Annotated in this window: 21 protein-coding genes; 7 read left to right on the top strand and 14 right to left on the bottom strand. The window is 71.0% G+C overall.

Features of this window, described 5'->3' with window-relative positions:
* From H4W81_RS16105 to H4W81_RS16075, 7 genes are read right to left on the bottom strand one after another with little or no spacing between them, the layout of a single operon-like run.
* On the bottom strand, nt 1-1266 hold the full coding sequence (locus H4W81_RS16105) for an aminotransferase class V-fold PLP-dependent enzyme (protein ID WP_192775555.1): 1266 nt from the start codon (nt 1264-1266) through the stop codon (nt 1-3).
* The gene (locus H4W81_RS16100; RefSeq protein ID WP_225958654.1) at nt 1263-2054 is read right to left on the bottom strand and encodes a hypothetical protein; all 792 of its coding nucleotides are present in this window, start codon (nt 2052-2054) and stop codon (nt 1263-1265) included. The genes H4W81_RS16105 and H4W81_RS16100 overlap by 4 nt, the downstream gene beginning before the upstream one ends.
* A 17-nt stretch (nt 2055-2071) precedes the next feature.
* Entirely contained in the window at nt 2072-3589 is a 1518-nt protein-coding gene (locus H4W81_RS16095) for a 4-hydroxyphenylacetate 3-hydroxylase N-terminal domain-containing protein (RefSeq protein WP_225958653.1), read from the bottom strand.
* A 5-nt stretch (nt 3590-3594) separates the two neighbouring features.
* Complete coding sequence (locus H4W81_RS16090; protein WP_192775553.1) at nt 3595-4908, bottom strand: aminotransferase-like domain-containing protein; 1314 nt, start codon at nt 4906-4908, stop codon at nt 3595-3597.
* Nucleotides 4905-6014, bottom strand: a complete 1110-nt coding sequence (locus H4W81_RS16085) for an alpha-hydroxy acid oxidase (protein ID WP_192775552.1) — start codon at nt 6012-6014, stop codon at nt 4905-4907. Before H4W81_RS16085 ends, H4W81_RS16090 begins: the two co-directional genes overlap by 4 nt.
* A complete protein-coding gene (hppD, locus tag H4W81_RS16080) occupies nt 6014-7027 on the bottom strand; it encodes a 4-hydroxyphenylpyruvate dioxygenase (protein ID WP_192775551.1) in 1014 nt (337 codons plus the stop codon). The genes H4W81_RS16085 and hppD overlap by 1 nt, the downstream gene beginning before the upstream one ends.
* Entirely contained in the window at nt 7024-7668 is a 645-nt protein-coding gene (locus H4W81_RS16075; protein WP_192775550.1) for an O-methyltransferase, read from the bottom strand. Before H4W81_RS16075 ends, hppD begins: the two co-directional genes overlap by 4 nt.
* A 137-nt stretch (nt 7669-7805) precedes the next feature.
* Here H4W81_RS16075 and H4W81_RS16070 point away from each other — a divergent pair, with 137 nt between their 5' ends.
* Nucleotides 7806-9083: an ABC1 kinase family protein gene (locus H4W81_RS16070; RefSeq protein ID WP_192775549.1), complete on the top strand. Its 1278-nt coding sequence runs from the start codon at nt 7806-7808 to the stop codon at nt 9081-9083.
* 29 nt (nt 9084-9112) lie between these two features.
* On the opposite strand, the gene H4W81_RS16065 is transcribed toward H4W81_RS16070, so the two are convergent.
* The 5 genes from H4W81_RS16065 to H4W81_RS16045 all read right to left on the bottom strand — a co-directional run bounded on the left by H4W81_RS16065 (nt 9113) and on the right by H4W81_RS16045 (nt 13531).
* Entirely contained in the window at nt 9113-9712 is a 600-nt protein-coding gene (locus H4W81_RS16065) for a class I SAM-dependent methyltransferase (protein WP_192775548.1), read from the bottom strand.
* Complete coding sequence (locus H4W81_RS16060; protein WP_192775547.1) at nt 9705-10988, bottom strand: MFS transporter; 1284 nt, start codon at nt 10986-10988, stop codon at nt 9705-9707. The genes H4W81_RS16065 and H4W81_RS16060 overlap by 8 nt, the downstream gene beginning before the upstream one ends.
* A 68-nt stretch (nt 10989-11056) precedes the next feature.
* Entirely contained in the window at nt 11057-11677 is a 621-nt protein-coding gene (locus tag H4W81_RS16055) for a DUF6073 family protein (protein ID WP_192775546.1), read from the bottom strand.
* Nucleotides 11678-11798: 121 nt separating this feature from the next.
* Nucleotides 11799-12566 carry an ABC transporter permease gene (locus tag H4W81_RS16050; RefSeq protein WP_192775545.1) on the bottom strand — a complete coding sequence of 256 codons (768 nt, stop codon included), beginning with the start codon at nt 12564-12566 and terminating at the stop codon, nt 11799-11801.
* A complete protein-coding gene (locus tag H4W81_RS16045) occupies nt 12563-13531 on the bottom strand; it encodes an ATP-binding cassette domain-containing protein (RefSeq protein ID WP_192775544.1) in 969 nt (322 codons plus the stop codon). The genes H4W81_RS16050 and H4W81_RS16045 overlap by 4 nt, the downstream gene beginning before the upstream one ends.
* Nucleotides 13532-13723: 192 nt before the next feature.
* On the opposite strand from H4W81_RS16045, the gene H4W81_RS16040 reads away from it, so the two are divergent.
* The 6 genes from H4W81_RS16040 to H4W81_RS16015 are packed head-to-tail and all read left to right on the top strand — an operon-like array spanning nt 13724 to nt 19635.
* A complete protein-coding gene (locus tag H4W81_RS16040) occupies nt 13724-14233 on the top strand; it encodes a winged helix-turn-helix domain-containing protein (RefSeq protein ID WP_225958652.1) in 510 nt (169 codons plus the stop codon).
* Nucleotides 14223-15479 (top strand): nitric oxide synthase oxygenase, encoded by a 1257-nt coding sequence (locus tag H4W81_RS16035; protein ID WP_192775543.1) that lies wholly within the window; start codon nt 14223-14225, stop codon nt 15477-15479. Before H4W81_RS16040 ends, H4W81_RS16035 begins: the two co-directional genes overlap by 11 nt.
* 1 nt (nt 15480) lies before the next feature.
* A complete protein-coding gene (locus H4W81_RS16030) occupies nt 15481-16944 on the top strand; it encodes an NAD(P)/FAD-dependent oxidoreductase (RefSeq protein ID WP_192775542.1) in 1464 nt (487 codons plus the stop codon).
* On the top strand, nt 16941-17300 hold the full coding sequence (locus H4W81_RS16025; RefSeq protein WP_192775541.1) for a VOC family protein: 360 nt from the start codon (nt 16941-16943) through the stop codon (nt 17298-17300). Before H4W81_RS16030 ends, H4W81_RS16025 begins: the two co-directional genes overlap by 4 nt.
* Nucleotides 17297-18199 carry an SDR family oxidoreductase gene (locus H4W81_RS16020; protein WP_192775540.1) on the top strand — a complete coding sequence of 301 codons (903 nt, stop codon included), beginning with the start codon at nt 17297-17299 and terminating at the stop codon, nt 18197-18199. Before H4W81_RS16025 ends, H4W81_RS16020 begins: the two co-directional genes overlap by 4 nt.
* Nucleotides 18196-19635 carry an MFS transporter gene (locus H4W81_RS16015; RefSeq protein WP_192775539.1) on the top strand — a complete coding sequence of 480 codons (1440 nt, stop codon included), beginning with the start codon at nt 18196-18198 and terminating at the stop codon, nt 19633-19635. The genes H4W81_RS16020 and H4W81_RS16015 overlap by 4 nt, the downstream gene beginning before the upstream one ends.
* 357 nt (nt 19636-19992) lie before the next feature.
* Here the strand turns inward: H4W81_RS16015 and ggt are convergent, their stop codons facing one another.
* Together ggt and H4W81_RS16005 are read right to left on the bottom strand one after the other, a co-directional pair.
* Entirely contained in the window at nt 19993-21813 is a 1821-nt protein-coding gene (gene ggt, locus H4W81_RS16010) for a gamma-glutamyltransferase (RefSeq protein WP_192775538.1), read from the bottom strand.
* A 3-nt stretch (nt 21814-21816) separates the two neighbouring features.
* Nucleotides 21817-23283 (bottom strand): APC family permease, encoded by a 1467-nt coding sequence (locus H4W81_RS16005; protein ID WP_192775537.1) that lies wholly within the window; start codon nt 23281-23283, stop codon nt 21817-21819.
* Nucleotide 23284 lies beyond the last annotated feature (1 nt).

Genomic DNA, 23284 nt, shown 5'->3' with positions numbered 1-23284 from the left:
TCAGAGGAATCGGGTGGTCGGCTGCTCGAGCGACCAGAAGCCTGGTTCGACGGTCGACAGGACCTCGCGAAGCCGCTCGATCTCCGCCGGCGTGTTGTACACGCCGAACGAGATGCGAACGGTCCCGACCAGCCCCAGGTCGTCGAGGAAGGTGCTGGCGCAGTGCACGCCGCAGCGCACGGCGATGCCGTGCCGGTCGAGGTGGCCGCCCACGTCGTAGGGGTGCAGGCCCTCGAAGGACAGGGAGACGATCCCGCAGGGGTCGCTGCCGGGATCGCCGACGACGTGCACGCCCTCCAGGTCCGCCACGGCGTCGAGCGTCGTGCGCACCAGTGTGTCGTCGTGCTGCCGCACGGCCTCCCAGCCCAGGCCCTCCAGGTATTCGAAGGCGGCCGCGAGCGCCACCGCCCCCGCGACGTGCGGGGTGCCCGCCTCCAGCCGGTTGGGCAATGGCACGTACTCGACCGGTTCGGTGAAGGTCACCCCCTTCACCGTGCCCCCGCCCACCTGGTAGGGCGGCAGCTCGGAGAGCAGATCGCGCCTGCCGTACAGCACGCCGATGCCCATGGGCCCGTAGACCTTGTGCCCGGAGAAGCAGTAGAAGTCGGCTTCCAGCTCGGCGACGTTCACCGGCCGGTGGGGCACCGCCTGGGCGCCGTCGACCATCACGATGACGCCGTGCCGATGCGCCTCGGCGATCAACTCTTGGACCGGGTTGACCGTGCCGAGCACGTTGGAGACGTGCGCGACGGCCGCGAGCCGGGTGCGCGGCCCGAGCACGGCGGCGAAGGCGGCGGTGTCCACGCGGCCCTGGGGACTGATGGGCACGACGACGAGCCTCGCCCCGGTCTCCTCGCACAGCCGCCGCCAGGGCAGCAGGTTGGAGTTGTGCTCCATGCCGGTGACCACGACCTCGTCGCCCGCTCGCACCAGCTGCCTGCCCAGCGTGTCGACCACGAGGTTGGTGGCGTCGGTCGTGCTCCTGGTGAAGATCACCTCTTCGGGGTGCCGGGCCCCGATGGCACGCTGGACGACCGCCCTGGCGTGCTCGTAGCGCTCGGTCGACTCCATGCTCAGCCGGTAGTAACCGCGCCCGACGTTGCTGTTGCTCCGGGTGTAGTAGTCGATCAACGCGTCGAGGACGGCCTGCGGCTTCTGCGTGGTCGCGGCGTTGTCCAGGTAGACGAGCGGCTCGGCCGCCCGCAGGAAGGGGAAGTCCTCCCTGACCGTCTCGGACAGGACGAAGTGCTCCAGACTGTGTGTCATCCCAACTCCCGTGTGGAGAACATGCTGTGAAACCTGTCGATGTACTTCCGTTCGAAGGGGAAGACCTTCTGCGCGGCGTACGGCCTGGCCGGAGGCGGCGCGTAGCCGCGCTCGCCCGGCCCGGGCAGGCGTCCCGCCGGGTCACGCAGGTGCGGCCCGTAGAAGAACCAGCAGATCTGGCCGACGTGCTCGATGAAGATGACCGGATGCACCTCGTCGGAGTACATGTGCATGTGGCAGTAGGCCGCCAGGAGCTCGCCCCGGGGTCCGAAGCTGTTGCCCGGCATGACGTGGCCGAATATGTCGTGCACGACGCGGAAGATGTCGTTGTGGGTGAACTCGACACCCCGGATCACGATCCCGGAGCCTTCCCTGAGCGGGTGGTAACCGTGGATTCCGCCGGGGCCGTGCCCGTCGCGGGTCAGGAAGACGTGGATCCTGCCCGTCTTGAACACCCCGGCCCGCAGGTCGCGAGAGTTCCGGTACGGCTGGCCCGGGCCGAGCCAGGGCTCGACCTCGATCCCGGCCCCGGTGATCGCGTGGAACTGGTCGGCGTTCTCCTCTTTCATGCGGTCGTAACTTCGCCTGACCGCGGGGGAGTAGGCCATACGGGGGGAGCGGTCGTAGTAGTCGGCTACCGCGACGCAGTAGTCGAGGTCCAGGTCGAGGGTGACCGAGGAGAGCCTGGACAGCGGCTGACGCCCGGACGCGAACACCGAGGCACCGTCGACGTACTTCTGCGCCACGGCCACCAGGCCGGGGCCATCGATCAGCAGCTCGTCGGTCACCTTTCCCCCAAGGATGATCAGGGACCGGCCAGGCGGGGGGTGATCCAGCCTGTGAGGTCGTATTCGGACAGGCACAGATCGACGAGGTCGAGCATGCCTCCCGCCACTCCCGCGGCCTTGCCCTTGCGCAGCACCTGGACCCGGTTCTCCTCCGCGTTGCCCGCGTAGCTGCGCTCGTACAGCTCCTGCCGCCCGGCGAACTCGCTGCCGACCGCGTCCCACAGCAGCTTCATGACCTTGACCCGGCTCTCCGCGGTGTGCCCGTGCGATCCGCGCAGGTACTGGTCCAGGTACGGCCGGACCTCCTCGTTGTGGAAGTCGGCCACGCCGGAGTTGAGGTAGATCAGCCCGCTGCCGGCGGTGTGCAGAACCAGCTCCCGGACCTTGCCGTAGGCAATGGGGGCGAGCACCCGATAGGCCAGCGCGTACTCCTCGCTGGGCTGCACGAAACGCTCGTTCCACGGGCGGCAGCCCTGGATCATCGCGTCCGACAGCGCCCACATGAGGTGCCGCCAGACCATGGCCTCGCCGATGTTGGCCTGGACGCCCCTGAAGTCGTCGGTGCCGTTGATCTCCACTGCCCTGATCAGCAGTCCGCAGATGAAGTCGAGCTTGACGGCCAGCCGGGTGACGCCGTGGAGGGCGAACCTGGGCAGGAAGCCGGAGTTGTGGAAGAAGGTGTTGGCCTTCTCCACGTCGCCGTAGACCAGCACGTTCTCCCAGGGGATCAGCGCCCGGTCGAAGACGATCACCGTGTCGTTCTCGTCCATGCGGCTGGCGAGCGGGTAGTCGAACGGGCTGCCCACGGTGGCCGCGGCCAGCTCGTAGGAGGGGCGGCACAGCAGCTTGACGCCAGGAGTGTCCATGGCGGCGATGAACACCACGCCGAACCGCTTCTCCTTCACCGGCAGGCCGTGGTGGGCGATGAAGTTGTAGTGCGTCAGGGCCGAGCCGGTGGCCACCACCTTGGCGCCGCTCACCACGATGCCCTCGTCGGTCTCCCGCTCGACGTGCACGTAGACGTCGGCCACCTCGTCCGGAGGCCGGTGCCGGTCCACCGGCGGGTGCACCAGCGCGTGGTTGAGATGCAGCACGCGCTCCTGCGCGAGGCGGTACCAGTGGCGGGCGTTGCCCGCGTACTCGCCGTAGAAGTCCGCGTTGGCGCCGAGGGTGGCCAGGAAGGAGGCCTTGTAGTCGGGGGAGCGGCCCAGCCAGCCGTACACCCGGCGCTGCCAGGCCGCGATCGCGTCGCGGCTCTGCCGCAGCTCGACGGCGTCGGCGGGGGAGCGGAAGAAGCGGTGGGTGAAGCCGCCGTTGCCGGTGTCGGTCTCCGTCGTCAACACGTCCTTGTCGGGGGAGTCCCACAGGGCGTCGTAGAGACCGGCGATGGTTCTGGCGTTGTTGCGGAAGGCGGGATGTTCCGTCACGTCCTTGACGCGCTCGCCGTGGATCCAGACCTCCCGTCCGTCGCGGAGGCTCTCCAGATACTCGTCGCCGGTGAACGGCCGCCGGACCGCCGTTCCATCAGCAGCCATGGCAATCATCTCCTCATCTGGGCGGTGTCGAGCACCAGCAAGGCGAGTCGGCGCGCGCCCTCCTCGAGGTCGGCGGCGCTCACCGAGCTGCAGGACAGCCGCATCGCGCGGGATCCGCCGCCGTCGGCGAAGAAGTAGCTCATGGGCGTCCACACCACGCCGTAGTCGCGCGCGGAGACAGTGAGCAGGTTCTCGTCCGCCGGGAAGGGCACCCGAAGGACCACGAAGAAGCCGGCGGCCGGCGCGTTCCACGACACTCCGAGCCGGTGCCTGACGTCATCGGGTAGCCGGCGGTCCAGGGCGCGGAGCAGGGCGGCCAGGTTCTCGCGATAGAAGCGGATCCGCTCGGCGTTGTGCTCCCGCAGCCGGCATCGAGCACGCACGAGGATGCCGCCGATCACGGCCTGGGCCACCGACGAGGTGTTGACCGTGATCATGCTTCGAATCAGGGCGAGCTGGTCCGCCAGCGTGGAACGCGAGCCGTCGGCGTGCCGTACCACCTGGTCGGCGACGACGTAGCCGACCCTGGCACCGGGGAAGCACGTCTTGGCGAAGGAACCGATGTGGATCACCCGGCCCGTCGTGTCCAGCGACTTGAGGCTGGGCAGTGGCGGGTCGGCGAGAAAGCCGTAGGGGCTGTCCTCCAGGATCAACAACCCCTCTTCCTCGGCCACCTCCAGGAGGGCGCCGCGCCGCTCCGCGCTGAGCGTGTGGCCGGTGGGGTTGGAGAAGTCGGGCACCAGATACAGGGCACGAGGGCGCTGCCCGCTGCCGCGCAGGCGCCGCGCCACGGCCGCGACGGCCGCCGGATCCACGCCGTCTTCGTCCTCGGCCACCGCGGCGCTCTTGATGCCGAGGAGCCTGGCCGCCCCGAGGATGCCGATGTAGGCGGGAGAGGTGGTGAGCAACACATCGCCGGGGGCGTTGCAGAGCGCTCTGAGCGTGATCAGCATGCCTTCCTGCGCCCCGTTGACCACCACGATCGACTCGGGCGGCACGTGAATGCCCTCGTCGTTGGCGATCAGTTCGGCGATCAGGTCGTGGATGTGCCCGGCGGTCCTGCCGTACTGGAAGAGGCGGCGGGTGACCTCGCCGGGGGACAGGCCCTCTCGCTCGGTCAGGTGCTCCTGGTAGGCCAGCAGGTTGTCGCCGAGCTCGGCCGGGTCGAAGAAGCCGTCGTACGGCCGGCCCGCGGCCAGGGAGACGGCCTCGGGGTAGCGGCTGGAGACCTCGTTGAGGAAGGCGGCCGAGCTCAGCACGGGATGCCCCAGCGCGGGACACAGGTCCTCGGCCGGGATCTCGTTGAGCAGCGCGGTCATGGCGCGCTCCACGAGAGGAGGTCCGGCCCGAGATCGGCCGTGGTGGCGGCACCGCACAGGCGCATGGCCTCTCGCAGCTCCTCGAGGATCAGCGCGAGCACCTCTCGCACGCCACGCTCGCCCGCCGCGGCGAGGCCCCACATGGGCGCTCGGCCGAGCAGCACCGCGTCGGCCCCGGCGGCCAGCGCGACCAGCACGTCGACGCCCCTCCGCACACCACCGTCCACGAACACCGGCACTCGGCCGCCGAGCGCGCGCGTCACTTCGCGCAGGGCGGTGAGCGAGGACTGTGCCCCGTCCAGCTGCCGCCCGCCATGGTTGGAGACCACGACACCCTGGGCGCCGTGCCGGACGGCCAGCTCCGCGTCGCGGTCGGTGAGCACGCCCTTGACGATCACGGGCAGCCGGGTGGTGGAGCGCAGCCACTCCAGGTCGCGCCAGGTGGCGGTGGGGTCGAAGGTCTTGGCCGCGTGCGCGCGCACCCCCGACTCGCCTTCGCCGCCGCGCACCTGCACTCCGGCGGAACCGAGGTTGACCGGACCGAACTCCGGTTCGATCACGAAGCGGTTGCGCAGGTCGCGCAGGCGCCTTGCCATCACGGGCATGTCCGAGGTGATGACCAGAGCGCCGTATCCGGCGCTCTCGGCCCGCTCGACGAGTTCGGTCATGAGGGCGCGGTCCCTGGTCCAGAAGAGCTGCAGCCACAGCGGAGCCCCGGCCGCCGCCCTGATGTCCTCCAGCGTCCGGCTGGCCAGCATGGGCACGATCGTGACGGCGCCGAGCGCTCCCGCTCCCCGGACGGTGGCGACCTCTCCCTCCGGATGCAGCAGCCGGTTGCAGGCGACGGGGGCGATCGCGAAGGGCACCGGCCACCGGTGCGCGAACAGTTCGACGCCGGTGTCCGGTTCGGCCGTGCCGGTCAGGATCCGCGGGCGCAGCCGTACCGCGTCGAACGCCCGCAGGTTGCCGGCGAGCGTGCGCTCCGCGCCGCTGCCGCCGGACAGGAAGTCCCAGACGGCGGGCTCGAGCCGGGCCTGGGCCAGGACGGCGAAGTCCTCCGTCCGCAAGGCGACGGAGGGCTCCTGGCCGAGCGCGGAGGTCGTCATCACGGGCTCGCCGCGAGGGAGGCCCGGCGTTCCTGCTCCACGGCTTCGTACAGCGCGCGGACGTTGCCGCTGCCGAACGTCCTGGCCTGTCGCCGCTCGATGAGCTCGAAGAAGAAGGCGCCGGAGGGGTGGACGGGCTTGGTGAAGATCTGCAGCAGGACACCCCAGTGATCCCGGTCCACCAGCACGTTCCGCTCGCGCAGGACCTGGATGCGGTCGGTCATGGTGGTCACGCGCGCTGCGAGGGTGTCGTAGTAACGCAGCGGGGCGGTGAGGAACTCCACGTCGCGGGCCTCGAGCTCGGCCACGGAGCTCACGATGTCCTCGGTCATGAGCGCCACGTGCTGCACTCCCGCGCCGCCGTGACGGTCCAGGAACGCGTCGATCTGCCCGGGCGCGCGGGCGATGTCCGGCTCGATCAGTGTGAAGGTGATGCCGCCCGACGGGCTCTGCACCACTTTGGAGTCCATGCCCTGATCGCCGATCTCGATCTTCTCCTCGAAGATCGTGTCGAAGCCGAAGACGTCGCGGTAGAACCTGGTGGAGGGGGCGAGCATCCCGGCGGGGAGGCACATCGCGACGTGGTCGACCAGGCGCAGCGGGCCGGCCTTCGAGGGCTCGCGTCCGGGCCTTTCGACGAGCGAGTGCACGATGTCTCCCGGCCCGCCCACGACCCCGATGACCGTCTGCCCGAACGTGATGGGCTCCCGCACGGGCCTGGCCCCGCGCGCGACGGCCGAGTCGAAGGCGGCCGCCGCGTCGGCGACGCGGAGGGCGACGTCGGCGACCCCCTCGCCGTGCCTGGCGACGAAGGCGGCGGCCCGGCCCGGCTGCCGCGGCGCGCTCACGACCAGCTCGATCTGTCCCTGGGTGAGCAGTACCGACGTGCGGTCCTCGGCGGGGAAGGGCACGTCGGCGTGCTCGGCGAAGCCCAGGCCGTCGCGCAGGTAGGCGGTCAGCCGGGCGGGCTCGCCGGTGAACAACTCGAGGTGGTCGATGCCGTGCGGGGTCACGTCGGTGTTCCTCCCGGGGCGCGGCGGATGAGGGTCAGCCCGTCCCGCACGCTGAGCAGCACTGAGATCAGGTCCGTACGCCCGGCCACGAGGTCGTTGAAGCGGCGGATGCCCTCGGTGCTGTCCAGCGTGTCGGACTTGTCGAGCACGGCCCCGCTCCAGAGGGTGTTGTCGACGGCGAGCACGCCCTTGTCCGCGAGCTTGGGCACGAGCTCGTCCAGGTACTCGGGGAAGTGGGCCTGGTCGGCGTCGAGCAGGATCAGGTCGAAGGGGCCGGGCAGCGTGCGGATCGTGTCCATGGCCGGGCCGACGATGACCGTGATGCGGTCGTCGTGGCCCGCCGTCGCGATGTGCTTGCGCGCTATGTCGGCGTGCTCCTGGCTGAGTTCGCAAGTGACAATGTGTCCGTCGGAGGGCAACTCGCCGGCCATGGACAACGCGGAATAGCCGGTGAACGTGCCGATTTCCAGGACGGCCCTGGGGCGTAGCATCCAGACCAGGAATTGCAGGAACCGCGCTTCCACCGGCCCCACCATCATGTGCGGCCGCTCACACCTGGCCTGGGTCTCCGCCGCGAGCGACAGCAGGCTCGGGGGGTCCGGAGTGGTGTGCGCAAGGGCGTATTCCTCGATGCCGGGCAAAGTGATTGGTTGCATATCAGTAGATATAGGGCGGGCTTCTTAGAAATAGGTGGAATCTTTCGAGATCCAGCAATCGATGGCTATTGCTTTTTCGCATACGCGGCACGCTGGAGGACATCACCGACCGAGGGGCCGCAATGGCGTTTCGAACCTGGAGCCGTGCCCTTGCCATCGCCGCAGTCACCGTGCGCAGGGGCTGCGCCGCCTTGCCGGCGCTCGCCCTGAGCGGCTCGAGAACCCGTCGCGCGGTGCTCAGGAAGCACCTGCGCACGCTGCTCACCGATCTGGGGCCGAGCTTCGTCAAGGGCGCGCAGCTGCTCAGCACCCGGCAGGATCTGCTGCCGCGAGAGATCTGCGAGGTGCTCGGCCGGCTCCACGACCAGGTGGCGCCGATGAGCGAGGAGGATGCCCGCGAGGCGGTGCGGTCGGCCTACGCGGGCCGCCCCTGGCCCTTCGCCGACTTCGACTGGGAACCGGTCGCCAGTGGCAGCATCGCGTGCGTCTATCGGGCCGTGCTGGCCGACGGGCGGCAGGTCGCCGTCAAGGTGCGGCGGGTGGGGATCGGTCCGCGCATGCGCGCCGACTTCGCCCTGGCCGAATCGGGCGCCCGGCTCATGGAACGCCTGCCCGGCATGCGGGGCCTGCCCGCGGGCGAGATCGTACGGCAGTGCCGCGACGCCGTGTTGGCCCAGCTCGACTTCGAGGCCGAGGTCGAAGCGCTCGACTCGCTGCGCCGAAACCTCGGGGACCTGGCCTACCTGCGCGTACCCGAACCCGTGCGGGAAGCGGGGGCCGAGGGCGTGCTGGTCATGGAGTATCTGCCCGGCCTGCGGCGGATCCGGCCGGAAGAGCTGCCGGCCGAGGTGGCCGAGCTGGTGGTCAAGCGGGTGCTCCGGTGCGCGTACCGCATGCTCTTCATCCACGGCCTGGTCCATTGCGACCTGCATCCAGGCAACCTGTACATCGCGCCGGACGGCGGCATCGTCATCCTCGACGCGGGCTTCGTGGTCCGGCTGGAGCCCAGGGTGCGCCGCCTGTTCGCCGAGTTCTTCCTCAACATGGCGCGGGGCAACGGCCCCTACTGCGCCGACATCGTCATCCGCAGTGCCAGGAGCATCGGTGAGCACGCCGATCTGGACACCTTCCGCGAGGGCATCGGGGCGCTGGTCGCCGGTGCGGCCAGCCGCTCGGCGCGCGACTTCCGCCTGGCGCCCTTCGCCGCCAAGCTCTTCGACCTGCAGCGGCGCAGCGGCCTGTACGCTGCCCCCGAGTTCGTCTTCCCGCTGCTGTCCCTGCTGGTGCTGGAAGGAATGATCAACGAGTTCCACGCGGACGTGGACTTCCAGAACGAGGCCAAGCCGGTGCTGTTCAAGGCGCTGCTGACCGGCGTGCCGATACAGCGCAAGGCGAGCTGACCGGCTCCCGCCCTCGCCACGGGAGCCGATCAGCTCGCCGGCTCGGCGACCGCCAGGACCAGGCCGCCCCGCACCCGCCCGATGCTCCGCACCTCGAAACCCGCCTGCGTCAGCAGGTGTCGCATCTCCTCCGGTGCGCGGTGCGCGGGCAGCTCGCCGCCGATCACGCTCAGGAGCGGGCGGGCCCAGCGCGGCGGCGGCCGGTGCTCGGCCAGCACGAGGCGGCCGGCACCGCGCAGCACACGGGCGATCTCCCGCAACCCGGCGGGCTGGTCCTGCCAGTGGCCGAACGCCGTCGTGCTGAACACCAGGTCGAAGCTCCGGTTCGGAAACGGCAGCCGCTCCGCGCCGCTCACGTGGAGCCGTGCCCGCGGCAGCTTCTCGCTCGCCACGCGAATCATCTCGCTCGCCGGATCCACGCCGTGCAGCAGCGCCCGCGGCCACCGGCCGGCGGCCAGGGCGAGCAGCCGTCCAGTGCCGCAGCCCACGTCCAGCACCGTTTCCGGGGACAGGTCGGCCGCCGCCGCGAGCACGTCGGGGTCGGCGCGGCGGCAGCCGTACTGACCCAGGCTGCTGTCGTAACGGCGGGCTATGCGGTTGAACTGGGCCACTGAGCCGGTGTCACGCATCGCGAGCTCCGATGGGCTGCGGCCTGCGGGTCAGGCGGGAGAAGAGGGAGGGCAGGCAGGCCAGCAGGGCCACGCCCATCATGGCGAAGGCGGAGATGAGGATCGTGGGCTGCGGCCCGAGCCGCTGCACCATGGCGCCGCCCAGGGCCGCGCCGATCGGCTCGGCCACCAGGACCATGCTCGACCAGGCGGTTCCCGCGGCCACCATCGCGGCGGCGGGAATGGACTGCTGGAGCAGCGTGATGGACAGAGCGGGGTAGGGCGCGAAGACGAAGCCGCTGATGGCGAAGCCGATGAGGGCGGGCAGCAGCATGGCCGTCAGCCCGAGCGGCAGCACCGCGGCGCCGCAGCCGAAGGCGATGGCGATGGTGGCCGGCCACAGCGGAATTCTGCGCAGGGCGCCGCCCAGGATCGCCCCCACGAGGCCGCCCACGCCGTACAGCGTCCAGAACAGGCCGAGCGTGCTCGCCGAACCGCCCAGGACATCGGCCACATAGACCGGCAGGGCGACGTCGACGGGGGTGGCGATGACGGCCACCACGAAGGTCATCACGATCAGCGTGGCCACCCGTACGTTGCCGAACAGGGCGCGCAGCCCGGGCAGCATGCTGCCCAGCCCGCCGGCCTCCTCCGCCGGAGGCGTGCCGAGCCGGGGGAAGCCCACGAGCGAGACGGCCAGCACGAGGAAGCACAGCCCGTTGGTGGCCAGCACCGCGTCCGGGCCGATCAGCGTGGCCAGCAGACCGGCCACGGCCGGGCCCAGGATCAGGCTGAGGTGGCCGCCCGAATACAGCAGGGAGTTGGCCGCGCGCCGGTCCTCCTCCGCGTCCACGAGCTCGGCCACGACCGCGGTCCTGGCCCCCATGCCCCAGGTGTGGAAGAGGGAGGAGACGGCGAGGATGCCGATGTAGCCAAAGGACGACAGGGCGTCGAACCGGTGCAGCACCATGATGGACGACAGCAGTGCGGCGCGCAGCAGCGCGTCGGTGAGCAGCAGCGTGCGGCTGTCGAGGCGGGCGCACCAGCGGCCCAGCAGGAGCCCGGAAAGCGCTCCGGGCAGCACGTAGGCGGCCAGGGCCAGCCCCACGACCTGGCCGCGCTGATCGGCGGGGGCGAGTTGCAGAGCCAGCCAGGTCAGGGCCACGCCGCCCATTCCGTCGCCGAATCTGGAGATCAGCAGGCCTGGCAGCAACCGCATGAACCGGCGGTTGCGCAGGACCGGCCGGTAACCGGGCGGGATCAGGCGCCAGCGGCGGTCGGTCGTACCGGTGTTCACTCTGCCTCCTCGGGCACGCACTGTGAGGCGGGGTCGCCACGCGCCCCCGCCTCGAATCGAGTCGGACCTCACACCTCGGCGATGGAGCCGATCCTGCCGGTCTGGCAGAACTCGGAGGCCTGCTCCTTGACCGCCGCGTAGTCCTCCTTGCGGGCGGCGTAGTCACCGGTGACGTACTGGCCGACGATCTTCCTGGTGGCCAGCATGTACATCACGGGCTCGGAGTCGGGGTTGTCCTTGTCGTACATGCCGACGCGGTCGCCGGGGGCCATCTCGCCGATGGCGCCGATCGGGGGCAGGGCGCCGAAGACGCCCTCGATCACGACGGGCTCCTTGTTGATCAGCGTCTTGCCCTGGTCCAGCAGCTCCAGCTGGAAGTAGACGTTGAAGTAGCCCTTGAACCGGCTGTCGAACTTGTTGACCGCGAACGTGGTCTCCTCGCCCATGGTGGGAATCTGCGGGTTGAGGCTGAAGAGGAACTCGCCGAGGTGCTCGCTGCGGCCGCGCAGGTTCATCTGGATGATCTGCGTGACGATCGCGTTCGGGTTCTGCCGGTCGGGGTTGCTGCGGGTCACGCAGAACCAGCCGTCAGCCTCGATGGTCTCTTCGCCGCCCGCCAGCTCGATGACTGCGTCGGTCCAGAGCCGGAGGTAGTCGGTGCCGGCGGGGGGGAAGTAGTTCACGGTCATGCTCTGCTCCTGTGGTTGGCCGTGTGCTTTGCTTTAGATTCATATAGCGACTGGAGAGTGTCAAGAGGGGGATTTCCTCGTCATTCGCCACACATATGTAGTTGTATCGCTATATCAAAAGTTATCTGTCAATCCGACGCCGGTAGAGCATGGCCGTCACCGGCGCGAGGGCCGCGACGATCGCCAGCGACCACGCCACGGCCGCCCACAGATCGCCGCCCACCGGCTGGTCCAGCAGCAGGGCGCGAGTCGCGTCGATGGCCGCGGTGACGGGCTGGTGGTCGGCGAAGGCGCGCAGGGGTCCCGGCAGTGTGTCGATGGGCACGAAGGCGCTGCTCAGCATCGTCAAGGGGAACAGCAGGCCGAGCCCGATGGTCTCGGTGGCCTCCACACTCTTCAGGATCAGCGCGAGCGTCAGCGTCACCCAGGCCATGGCCACGCCGTACAACCACAGCAGGATCAGCGCGAGCAGCGCCTGCAACGGGTTCGCGGCGGGCCGGAAGCCCACCGCCACCCCCACGAGGGCCATCACGAGCACCACGACCGAGCTCCGGAGCAGCCCCGCCAGCGCGTGCGAGGCCACCACGGAGACCCGGGAGATCGGCAGTGACCGGAACCGGTCCATCAGCCCCAGCCGCAGATCCTGGGCCAGGCCCGCGCCGATGGTGATCGAGCCCAGCGTGACGGTCTGCACCAGGATGCCCGGCACCATGAAGTCGGCATAGGCCAGGTCCGTGCTGAGACCGACGGCGCCGCCGAAGACATAACGGAACAGCAGCACCAGCACCACGGGCTCGACGATCGAGAACACGAGCAGTTCGGGGCGCCGCCGCAGGTGAATGAGGTTGCGGCGGACCAGCGAGGTCACCTCAACCGCGACCGCGGTCACCGCGGGTGTCCGTTGGCTGTGGGCTCGGCGCCGGTGAAGGCGAAGAACACGTCGTCGAGCGTGAGCCTGCGCAGCCGTACATCCGTCACGTCCACTCCCGCCTCGTCCAGCCCGCGTATCGCTCGAGACAGCACGCCCGGCCGGTCGTCGGTGAGCACGCTCACGGTCAGGGCGGCCTCGTCCACCTCGGGACGGCCACCGAGCAGCGTCTCGAGCTCGGCCGCCGCCACGGGCAGACCGGCCGGACGGGCCAGAGTGACCTCGATGCGCTCGCCGCCGATCCTGGCCTTCAGCTCGTCCGGCGTGCCCTCGGCGACCGCTCGGCCCTGGTCCACCACGTAGATGCGGTCCGCGAGCTGGTCGCCCTCCTCCAGGTACTGCGTGGTCAGCAGGATCGTGGAGCCCGCTCGCGCCCTGGCGCGGATCAGCTCCCACAGCGTCCTGCGGCTGCGTGGATCCAGCCCCGTCGTCGGCTCGTCGACGAAGAGCACGGGCGGGGCCGCGACCAGCGCGGCCGCCAGATCCACCCGCCTGCGCAGGCCGCCGGAGTAGGTCCGTACCGGCCGCGCGGCCACCGAACCGAGATCGAACGCCTCGATGAGCTCGGCGACCCTGCTCCGGGCGGGACCGCGGGCCAGTCGGTTCAGCCGCGCGAAGAGCCAGAGGTTCTCCGTCGCGGTGAGGTGCTCGTCGACCGCGGCGTCCTGGCCGGTCAGGCCGATCAGCGCGCGGACCCGGCCGGCGGCCTCGACCACATCGTGACCGCACACCGTGGCCCGGCCGCCGTCCGGCCTGGTCAAGGTGGACAGGACGCGGATCACGGTGGTCTTGCCGGCTCCATTGGGGCCCATCAGGCAGACCACCGTCCCGCGTGCCGCGTGCATGGTCAGTCCCCGCAGCGCGGCGGTGCGGCCGTAGGACTTGACGAGGCCCTCGACCGCTATCGCGGAGGATTCCGGTCGCATGCTCCGGAGTAAAGCCTCTCGTCTGTTAGTCCGCTAAAGAATCTGTTAGCGGATGAAAGGTCCACGCATCCCCACCCAAAGGTGTACGGCTGGGCATAGCCATTCGGGCAGGTTCAAGAATATGTAGTGGCTTTGTTAGAGTCCCAGTTGCCGATGGGTACGCACGAAACCGGCCGACAAAGGTGGGATCACATGCGGTCCACGCACAAGGACATCGACGTCGTACTTGTTCGGTGGCCCGCCGAGGAGAGCCGCCGAGAGTACTTCCGAGCCATGGGTGTGCCGCGGCTGCTGATCGTCGAAGGCGGCTCCAAGCCGCCGTTCTGCGGTGACGCCAAGGAAGACTGGGTCCGTCCGCCGATCAGCCGCGACGATCTCGAGGCGCGGGTCGCCACCTTGCGGGCCCGCGTGCGGGTCGACCGGGTTCCGGAGGTGGACCCCATCGGGGTGATCAGATACGCCTCCCGGTCCGCGGCGATCTCCCCGACGGAGGCAGATCTCCTCCAGTGCCTGGTCAACCGCTTCGGAGACGTGGTGCGCCGCGAAGAACTCGAACAGTGCCTGCCGGAGCGGTCGGGCAGGTCGCTGCGCAACGCGCTCGACCTCCACATCATGCGGATCCGCAGGCGCATCCAGCCCCTCGGCCTGGTGATCCGCACCGTCTGGGGGCTGGGCTACCAGCTCGAGCTCCATGAAGTCTGACCGGAGGGTCGAAGTGACCGTGAGCGGGAAGAACGCCGCGCCTGCGCCGCGCACGGCCACGCTGTGGCCCGTCAGGGAGCGGCGTGACCTCGCCGTCCGGCGGCTGCTGGCCGAGGCGGAGCGCTTCGTCAGCCTCTACCATCACGAACAACTGGGCGGCCACGGCCTGGGCAGGCGGCTGCTGCAGGTGCGCGCGCAGATCGAGGACTCGGGCACCTACTGGCACACCCAGGCCGAGCTCACCTTCGGCGCGCGAGTGGCCTGGCGCAACTCCGCGCGGTGCATCGGGCGGCTCTACTGGCGCAGTCTCAAGGTGCTCGACCGGCGCCTGGTCGGCGACGCCGAGGGAGTCGCGGCCGGATGCCTGGAACACCTGGACGCCGCGACCAACGGCGGCCGGATCCGCCCGGTCATCACGGTGTTCGCACCCGACCAGCCCGGCCGTCCCGGGCCGCGCATCCGCAACGACCAGCTCATCAGGTATGCCGGATACCGCACGCCCTCGGGGGTCGTCGGCGACCCGCGCAACGTCGGGCTGACCGCGGCCTCGGCGTCGCTGGGCTGGCAGCCGCCCGAACCGCGAGGCCCCTTCGACCTGCTGCCCCTGATCATTCATTCGTCCGGCCGCGACCCGCTCCTGGTGGAGCTGCCGCCCGAGGCCGTGCTCGAGGTGCCCATCGTGCACCCGGAAGCGCCCGCCTTCGCCGGCCTGGGCCTACGCTGGCACGCCGTGCCCGCGATCAGCAACATGGTGCTGCGCATCGGCGGCATCGACTACCCCGCCGCCCCCTTCAACGGCTGGTACATGGGCACCGAGATCGGCGCACGCAACCTCGCCGACCGCGACAGGTACGACGTGCTGCCCGCCGTGGCCGAGATCTTCGGCCTGGACACCTCGGCCGAACACCACCTGTGGAGGGACCGCGCGCTGGTCGAGGTCAACCGCGCGGTGCTGCACTCCTTCCACCAGGCGGGGGTGACCGTCACCGATCACCACACCGAATCCGAGCGCTTCATCAACCACCTGAACCGGGAGGAGCGGGCCGGCCGCAGGTGCCCGGCGGACTGGAGCTGGATCGTCCCGCCGATGTCGGGCTCGCAGACCCCGGTGTTCCACCGCTACTACGACACCAGCCACCTGCTGCCGAACTTCCTCCCCTCCGAGATCCGCACCGGCACCGGCCACCTGGTCTCCGACGGATCGGCCCTGGTCTTCTCGCAATCCTTCGACCCTTGGGAGCCATGAGATGAGCGCACGAAGAGCCGATTGCATCGTCGTCGGCAACGGTGTGATCGGCATGTCCATCGCCTACGAACTGGCCAGGCGAGCCCCCGGCACCAGCGTCCTGATCGTGGGCCCCGCGCAGCGGGCGGGCGCCGCGTCCGTCGCCGCGGGCGCCATGCTCAACTGCTTCGGCGAGGTGACGAAGTACACCCTGCTCTCGCCCGCCGGGCAGGCCAAGTTCCAGCTCTGCAAGGACGCCCTGGACGCCTGGCCCGACTGGCGGGCCGGGCTGGCGGAGGCGTCCGGGAACGGCGAGCTCGGTGCCGGCGCACCCACCGGCACCACGGTGCTGCTGAACGCCAAGTCCGGGCACCTCGACGACGAGAACTTCGCCGCCCTGCTGAGCGCCGCCGCCAAGTTCGACGAGCCGCACGAGGAGATCGACCCCGAGGACGTGGTGGGCCTGCGGCCGCTGGCGGAGGCCAGGCCGCTGCGTGCCGTACACCTGCCCAGAGAGGGCGCCATCGACGCTCGCGAGGTGCTCGCGGCGCTCGAGCGTGCGCTGGCGGAGCTGACCGTCGGCACGGTCGACGACCAGGTCGCCGGGGTCGAGACGAGCGGTGGGCGGGTCACCGGCGTGCGGCTGGCCGGCGGCGAGGTGCTGGCCTGCGACAGCGTCGTGCTGGCCGCAGGCGCGTTCAGCCGATCCCTCCTCGACGTGCTGCCGCCCGGCAGCGTGCCGCCCGTGCTGTGCGGCAAGGGCATCGCCGTGGAGACGGTACGGCAGGCGCACCCCGGCTTCCAGCACGTGGTCCGCACGCCCAACCGTTCGGGCTCCTGCGGCCTGCACCTGGTCCCGCAGGGCGACGGCGTGGAGTACATCGGCGCCACCAACCTGGTCTACAGCGCGCCCGCCTACGTCCAGGACGTCGGCATGAGCGAGTTCCTCGTCCAGGTCGCCCGCGAGCAGCTCGACCAGCGGCTGTTCTTCTCCGACGTGCGCCGCTGGCTGGTCGGCAACCGGCCCGTGGCGGTCGACGGTTACCCCCTGATCGGACGCACCTCCGTGGCGGGGCTCACCGTGGTCGCAGGCACCTACAGGGACGGGTTCCACTGCTCTCCCGAGATCGCCCGGCTCGTGGTCGACGACCTGCTGGGCGGCGCGAGCCTGGCCGAGGCGCTGCCGCACTTCACGCCCGAGCGGCGGCCGATCGAGTCGCTGACCGTCGAGGAGGCGGTGAAGGAGTTCGCCTTCCACGGCGTGTCCGCGGCCATCGAGGCCGGGCTGCGCCTCCCGTCCCACACCGACACCTCCCTGTTCGAAGGTCACTACCAGGCGGCGGCCCGTGGCTTCTACGACGGCCTGGAGCACCCGGTCGGCCTGGCGCCGGAGATCATCCTGGCGATCATGAGCGATCCGGACGCCAAGACCCTGGTCACCGACTACCTCGTCGCCTCGCACCGGCACTACGGCGGCCTATCGTGATCCCCGGACGTGTCGACTGGTTCGAGCTGCGCACCCCCGACCTCGAAGCGGCCACCGCCTTCTTCGGCGCGCTGCTCGGCTGGAACTTCAAACCGTTCGAGTCTTTCGGCGTGACCGTGTGGAACGGGGCCGACGAGATCGGGATGATCACCGCGACGGACTCGGCGCCCGGCGGCCCGCCCGGCACCCTCGTCTACGCCTACGTGGACGACCTGCGTGCCTCCGTCGACCTGGCCGCCCGGCTCGGTGCGCGGGTGGACATCCCGCCCACCTTCATCGACGCGGAATCGGGTGCCTTCGCCTGCCTCACCGAACCCACCGGGCTGGCCTTCGGGCTGTGGGCGGGGGCGCTGTGACGCACGCGGACCTCGTCGCCGTCGTCGCGGGCGCCACCCGAGGGGCGGGCCGCGGCATCGCGGTCAGCCTCGGCGCGCTGGGCGCCACCGTCTACGCGGCGGGCCGGTCCACGCGCGACCGGCCCTCCGCCATGAGACGGCCCGAGACCATCGAGGAGACCGCCGAGCTCGTCGAGGCGGCCGGCGGGCGCGGCATCCCCGTGCGCTGCGACTTCACCGAGCCCGCCGACGTGGACGCGCTGCGCGAGCGGCTGGAGTCGGAGGTGGGGGGCAGGCTCGACGTCCTGGTCAACGACGTGTGGGGTGGCGACCCGCTCGTGGAGTGGGGCAAGCCCTTCTGGGAGCACGACCTGGCGAGCGCCCTGACCGCCTGGCGCAACGGCATCCAGAGTCACCTGGTCTCCCTGCACCGCCTGGTTCCGCTGATGGTACGGCGGGGCGGCGGGCTCGTCGTGGAGATCACCGACGGCGACGGCGACGACTACTACGGCTCGCTCTTCTACGACGTGGTCAAGGCCGGGGTGCGGCGGCTGGGCCGGGTGCTCGGCGAGGATCTCGGCAAGCACGGCCTGACCGCCGTCGCGCTCACCCCTGGCTTTCTCCGCTCGGAGGCCATGCTGGAGGGCTTCGGCGTCACCGAGGAGAACTGGCGCGACGCCGTCGCCAAGGATCGCCACTTCGCGATGGCCGAGTCGCCCCACTACGTGGGCAGGGCGGTGGCCGCCCTCGCCGCGGACCCGGACGTGGCCAGGTGGAACGGCCGCGTGCTGTCCTCATGGCAGCTGGCCGGCGAGTACGGCTTCACCGACCTCGACGGATCCCGGCCCGACTGGGGCCGGTACCGCAAGGTCGCTTTCGGGCCATCGCAAGGACAGATCAATCCGGAGGACTACAGATGACCTCAACGCAATCGACGAGCCGCGGTCCGGGCATCCTGCTCGCCGTGCTCTGCCTGGCACAGTTCATGCTGATCCTCGACGTGGCCGTGGTGGCCGTGGCACTGCCCACGATCCAGCCCGACCTCGGGATCAGCCCGGCCGACATCCAGTGGGTCGGGACCGCCTACGCGCTGGCGTTCGGCGGCTTCCTGGTCACGGCGGGCCGGATGGCCGACCTGTTCGGCGCCCGCAAGCTGATGGTGCTCGGCCTGATCGTCTTCGCTGTCGCCTCACTGGGCTGCGGGCTGGCCGAAACCGGCTGGATGTTGTTCGCCTCGCGCGGCCTGCAGGGCCTGGGCGCCGCCCTCGTCTCGCCCGCCGCGCTCTCGATCGTCACCACCAGCTTCGGCGAAGGCGAGGGCAGGGCCAAGGCCATGGGCGTCTGGGGAGCCGTCTCCGCCGGCGGCGCCGTGGCGGGCCAGCTGCTCGGCGGCGTGCTGATCGGCCTGGCGGGCTGGGAGTGGATCTTCTTCGTCAACCTCCCGATCGCCGCCCTGGTCCTGCTGGCCGTCCTGTTCGGCGTCTCCGCCACTCCCGGCCGGGCCTCCGGGCGGACCGACGTCGTCGGCGCCGCCCTGCTCACCGGCGCCTTCGTGCTCCTGGTCACCGGCGCCTCCCAGGCCGCGAAGCAGGGGCTCTCCGCCCCCGTGGCGCTGCTCGGGCTGGCCGCGGTGGTGCTGCTCGGGGCGTTCTGGGTGACCGAACGGCGCGTGCAGGACCCTATCGTTCCCCTGGGGCTCTTCCGCAACCGGCACGTCACCCTCGGCAACGTGATCTGCTTCGCCTCGTCCGCCACCGTCATGGCCACCGTCTTCCTGGCCGCGATGGTGATGCAGCAGGTGCTCGGCGCGAGCGCACTGCAGGCGGGGCTGAGCTTCGCCCCGGTGTCCGCCGTCATCACCGTCGTGGCGCTCAAGTCGGGGGCCGCCGTCGCGCGCTTCGGCGTCAGGAACGTGCTGCTCGCCTCCGCTCTCCTGATCGCCGCGGGTTCGCTGCTGCTGGCCACCGTCCCGGCTGAGGGCAGCTTCCTGCTGCACGTCGTGCCCGGGCTGCTCGTCTCCGGTATCGGTGGCGGGCTGGGCTTCGCCCCCGGCATGCTCGTGGCCACGACCGGGGTCGCCGACCACCAGCAGGGGCTCGCCTCCGGGCTGCTCTCGACCTCCCAGCAGCTGGGCGGGGTGTTCGGGCTGGCCGCGCTCAACCTCGTCGCCGTCCAGGCCGCCTCCGCCGCCGTCGGGTCCGCCGACGCCGCGGTGGCCGGATACCGCGCCGGCTTCCTGGCCGCGCTGGTGTTCCCCGCCGTCGTCGCGGTCTGCTCACTCGCTCTGCCCCGGCAGCAGGCTCCCGCCGCGATGTCGGCCGGCGGGTCTTCGACCGCGCCGGACCCCGTTGGCTGAGCCCGTTGGCTGACGCCTCCCGCGTCGGCTGGTACCAGCGACGCCCGGCCGGGCACCATCCCGGCCGGGCGTCGTGGCGTGTCGGGGGCGCTTCCTCGGACACCCGGTTATGCGGTGGCGCTCCCGGCGGACACCTTCCTCCTGCCCCTCCGGAACGTGACGCGAATCCGCAGGCCAGCGGGAACCGAGCGTCGAGGGCACGCTCCCAGGACGCCCGCACGGCCCGGAGGTGGCTGAATCCGCCGGTTGATCTCAAGGGTGAAACAGCCGTGAAGGGGCGTGCAGCGAAGCAGGCGTCCCGCATCAGTCAGGTCTGCCTCGGCCGGGAGCTGGATCGCCCGGCCGAGGCCAGTGGGGTCAGGGGCGGACGACGAGGGCGCTGCCGCCGCCGAGGCGGGTGGGTTCGGCCACGGCCAGCACACGGTCGCGGTCGAGGAACTCCAGGGCGGTGGCGGCGCCGAGCGGCCAGGGAGCCCAGGGGGGCGGTTCGAAGGCATGGCCGCGAGCCGTCAACGCGGAGCCGTACTCCTCGGTGAAGCCGGGTTCGGCGAGCGTGACGGGCAGGTTGAGCTGGCTGGCCCGGGGAGCGGCCAGTGCCTCGGGCAGGGGCATCCCGAAGTCGACCCGGTTGAGCAGGATCTGGATCACTGTCGTGATGATGGGCGTGCCACCCGGCGATCCCAGGGCGAACAGCGGCCGGCCGTCACGGAGCACGATGGTCGGCGCGATGGAGGATCGCGGCCGCTTCCCTGGCCCGGCCAGGTTCGGCCCGCCGGCCGAAGGGTCGAAGGTGAATCCCGACAGCTGGCTGTTGAGCAGGAAGCCACGTCCGGGGACGACGAGTCCGCTGCCGCCGATCTCACCGAGGGAGATGGTGTAGGAAGCCACGTTGCCCCAGCGGTCGGAGACGACCAGGTGCGTGGTGTGCCGCCCTTCGGCGGACAGGGCGGCGGCCGACGGCGCGCCGGGAGCCTGGCACGGCTGGTAGGAGCCGTCGGGTGAGCCGGGGGCGGCGGGGTGGGCCATCGCGGCCGGGCCGATGAGGCAGGCGCGTTCGCGGGCGAAGCCGGGGGAGAGCAGCTCGGACACGGGCACGTCGGCGAAGTCGGGATCGCCGACGTAGCGCTCGCGGTCGGCGAAGGCCAGCCGGGACGCCTCCAGGTAGCGGTGTAACGCCTCGACCCGGTCGGAAGGCGCGTCCATGGCCGACAGGATGGCGAGCACCTCGCCCACGGTGGTGCCGCCGGAGGAGGACGGCGGCATGCCGTACACCTCGAGGCCGCGGAAGCGGGATCGGGTGGGGGAAGGCGACAGCGTGCGATAGGCGGCCAGGTCACGGGTGGCCATCAGGCCGGGGCGGATCCGGCGGCCGGAGGATTCGGCGGGCGGGTGCTTGACGGTCCGTACGATCTCCCGTGCGACGGGGCCGCGGTAGAACCAGTCGGCCCCGTGCCGCGCCAGCTCCTCATAGGTACGGGCCAGGTCGGGGTTGCGGAAGACGGAACCCACGGGCGGCGGCCGGCCGCCGGGCAGGAAGAGGTCCTTGGCGGAGCCGATGTCGGCGAAGCGGTCCTGGTTCAACGCGGTCTGCGCGTTGAACTCGGCGTCGACGAGGAAGCCCGAGCGCGCGACGCGGATGGCCGGGCGCAGCGCCTGCCGCAGCGAGATGGTGCCGAGCGTGCGCAGGATCGTCTCCCACTGGTGCACCACGCTGGGGACGCCCACGGTCAGGCCGCTGGTGACGATCTCGTCCTCGGGGATGGGCGTGCCGTTCTCCAGGAACGAGTCCTCCCGCATGGCGGCGGGGGCGCTCTCCCTGGCGTCGAGGCTGTGGACACGGCCGGTGCGGGCCTCGTAGTACATGAGGTAGCCGCCGCCTCCGATGGAGGTCATGTGCGGTTCGGTGACGCCCAGCGTGGCCGCGGCGGCGACCGCGGCGTCGGCGGCGTTCCCTCCTCGCCGGAGGATCTCGATGGCAGTACGGCTGGCGTCGGGATCGACGGTGGCCACGGCGCCGCCGGTGCCCTCGGCGACGGGCCGCCTGTCGTCGGACGTCACCGCCTCGGCCGTGCCCCCGGTGGCGGGCCGCTCGTCCTCCGAGACGGCGGCCGCTCCGGGCACGGGGGCGAAACAGGTGCCGACGATGAGGCAGAGCGCGGGATGCAGGATCTTCCGCATTGCTCACGCCTCCCTGCCGGCGCCGAGCCCGATGCCCGCGTACACGTCGGGGCGGTTGGCGCGGACACGCAGCGCCCAGATCGCGCCGACGACGGCGGCGAGCGGGTAGATCGCGGGCAGGATCCATCGCCAGGGGGAGCCGGGGTCGACGGCGAGCACGGTGTCGAAGTTGCCCAGCCCGAAGGCGAGGACGACGCCTAGCCCGGAGGCGGCCAGCCCGGGGGCGATCAGCCGCCGCCAGAGGCTCTCGACGCCCGGCCGCCGGGCGAAGAAGACGATCACTGCGACGGAGGTGATGACGAGCAGGGTCAGGGTGCCGAACCCGCCGAAGCTGCCGACCGCGACGAAGAGCTGCCGGACGGGGTCGAGCCCGGCGACCGCCCACAGCACGATGACGACCAGCGCGGCCCCGCTCTGGGCCAGGGATCCGGCCACGGGCGCGCCGCTGCGCCGGGAGGTGCGCGCGAAGACGGCGGGCAGGGCACGCTCGCGCCCGAGGGCGAAGACGTAGCGGGCGATGGCGTTGTGGAAGGCGATCAGCGAGGCGATCACGCTGGTCGACCAGACGATGTAGGCGATCGAAGCCGCTGCCGCCCCGGCGTTCGCGCCGAGCAGGTTGAAGAACAGCGCGGAGCTCTCGCCCTGGGAGCGCGCGACGACCTGGCCGGTGCCGGTGGAGACCGCGGTGCTCCAGGCGGACAGGGCGTACAGGCCCGACAGGATGGCCAGGGCGAGGAAGGTGGCGACCGGGATGGTCCGCGCGGGGTTCTTGGCCTCCTCGGTGAAGACCGCCGAGGACTCGAAGCCCGCGAAGGAGGCGATGGCGAAGACGAACAGCGCTCCCACCCCGGGAACGAAGAGCTGCTGCGGGGTCAGCGGTGCGAGATCCAGGCCACCGGAGGCAGGGTTGAGCAGGTTGGCGGCGTTGAAGAGCAGAACGACGGCGAGCTCGCCGAGCAGCAGGACGGCCAGCACCCTGCTGTTGACGTCCACGCGCAGCATGCCGAGCACCGCGACCACGGCCCAGGCCACGAGCGCGATTCCCCACCAGGGGACGGTCAGGCCCGACAGTTCGGCGATCAAGGGACTGGTGGCGGCGCCGACCAGCCCGTAGAGGCCGATCTGCAGGCCGTTGTAGGCGAGCAGCGTCATCCAGGCCACACCGACTCCGAGTGGCTTGCCCAGCCCGTGCGCGACGAAGGCGTAGAAGGCGCCCGCGTTCTTCACGCGCCGTGCCATCGCCAGATAGCCGAAGGAGAACAGCGCGAGCACCGCACCCAGGAGCAGGAAGGCCAGGGGGAGGCCGGTCACGCCGGTGATGGCGTAGGCAGCCGGCACGCCCCCGGCGACCACGGTGAGCGCGGCCGTCGCGGAGATCACGAAGTAGACCACGGCGGGGATGCCGAGGCGGTTGCTCGCCAGGCCCTGCGTGGTGGGCTGGAGTGTGGGGGGTCGGTCGGTGATCGCCATC

It is taken from the genome of Nonomuraea africana (assembly GCF_014873535.1).
GTDB lineage: Bacteria > Actinomycetota > Actinomycetes > Streptosporangiales > Streptosporangiaceae > Nonomuraea > Nonomuraea africana.
Note: the sequence above shows the minus strand (reverse complement) of the source record. Positions and strands in the feature narration are given on the sequence as shown.

Coding starts and splice junctions, on each gene's coding strand:
- H4W81_RS16105 (WP_192775555.1), bottom strand. CDS start 1,266: ATGACACACAGTCTGGAGCACTTCGTCCTGTCCGAGACGGTCAGGGAG.
- H4W81_RS16095 (WP_225958653.1), bottom strand. CDS start 3,589: ATGGCTGCTGATGGAACGGCGGTCCGGCGGCCGTTCACCGGCGACGAG.
- H4W81_RS16090 (WP_192775553.1), bottom strand. CDS start 4,908: ATGACCGCGCTGCTCAACGAGATCCCGGCCGAGGACCTGTGTCCCGCG.
- H4W81_RS16085 (WP_192775552.1), bottom strand. CDS start 6,014: ATGACGACCTCCGCGCTCGGCCAGGAGCCCTCCGTCGCCTTGCGGACG.
- H4W81_RS16070 (WP_192775549.1), top strand. CDS start 7,806: ATGGCGTTTCGAACCTGGAGCCGTGCCCTTGCCATCGCCGCAGTCACC.
- H4W81_RS16065 (WP_192775548.1), bottom strand. CDS start 9,712: ATGCGTGACACCGGCTCAGTGGCCCAGTTCAACCGCATAGCCCGCCGT.
- H4W81_RS16055 (WP_192775546.1), bottom strand. CDS start 11,677: ATGACCGTGAACTACTTCCCCCCCGCCGGCACCGACTACCTCCGGCTC.
- H4W81_RS16045 (WP_192775544.1), bottom strand. CDS start 13,531: ATGCGACCGGAATCCTCCGCGATAGCGGTCGAGGGCCTCGTCAAGTCC.
- H4W81_RS16040 (WP_225958652.1), top strand. CDS start 13,724: ATGCGGTCCACGCACAAGGACATCGACGTCGTACTTGTTCGGTGGCCC.
- H4W81_RS16035 (WP_192775543.1), top strand. CDS start 14,223: ATGAAGTCTGACCGGAGGGTCGAAGTGACCGTGAGCGGGAAGAACGCC.
- H4W81_RS16030 (WP_192775542.1), top strand. CDS start 15,481: ATGAGCGCACGAAGAGCCGATTGCATCGTCGTCGGCAACGGTGTGATC.
- H4W81_RS16015 (WP_192775539.1), top strand. CDS start 18,196: ATGACCTCAACGCAATCGACGAGCCGCGGTCCGGGCATCCTGCTCGCC.
- ggt (WP_192775538.1), bottom strand. CDS start 21,813: ATGCGGAAGATCCTGCATCCCGCGCTCTGCCTCATCGTCGGCACCTGT.
- H4W81_RS16005 (WP_192775537.1), bottom strand. CDS start 23,283: ATGGCGATCACCGACCGACCCCCCACACTCCAGCCCACCACGCAGGGC.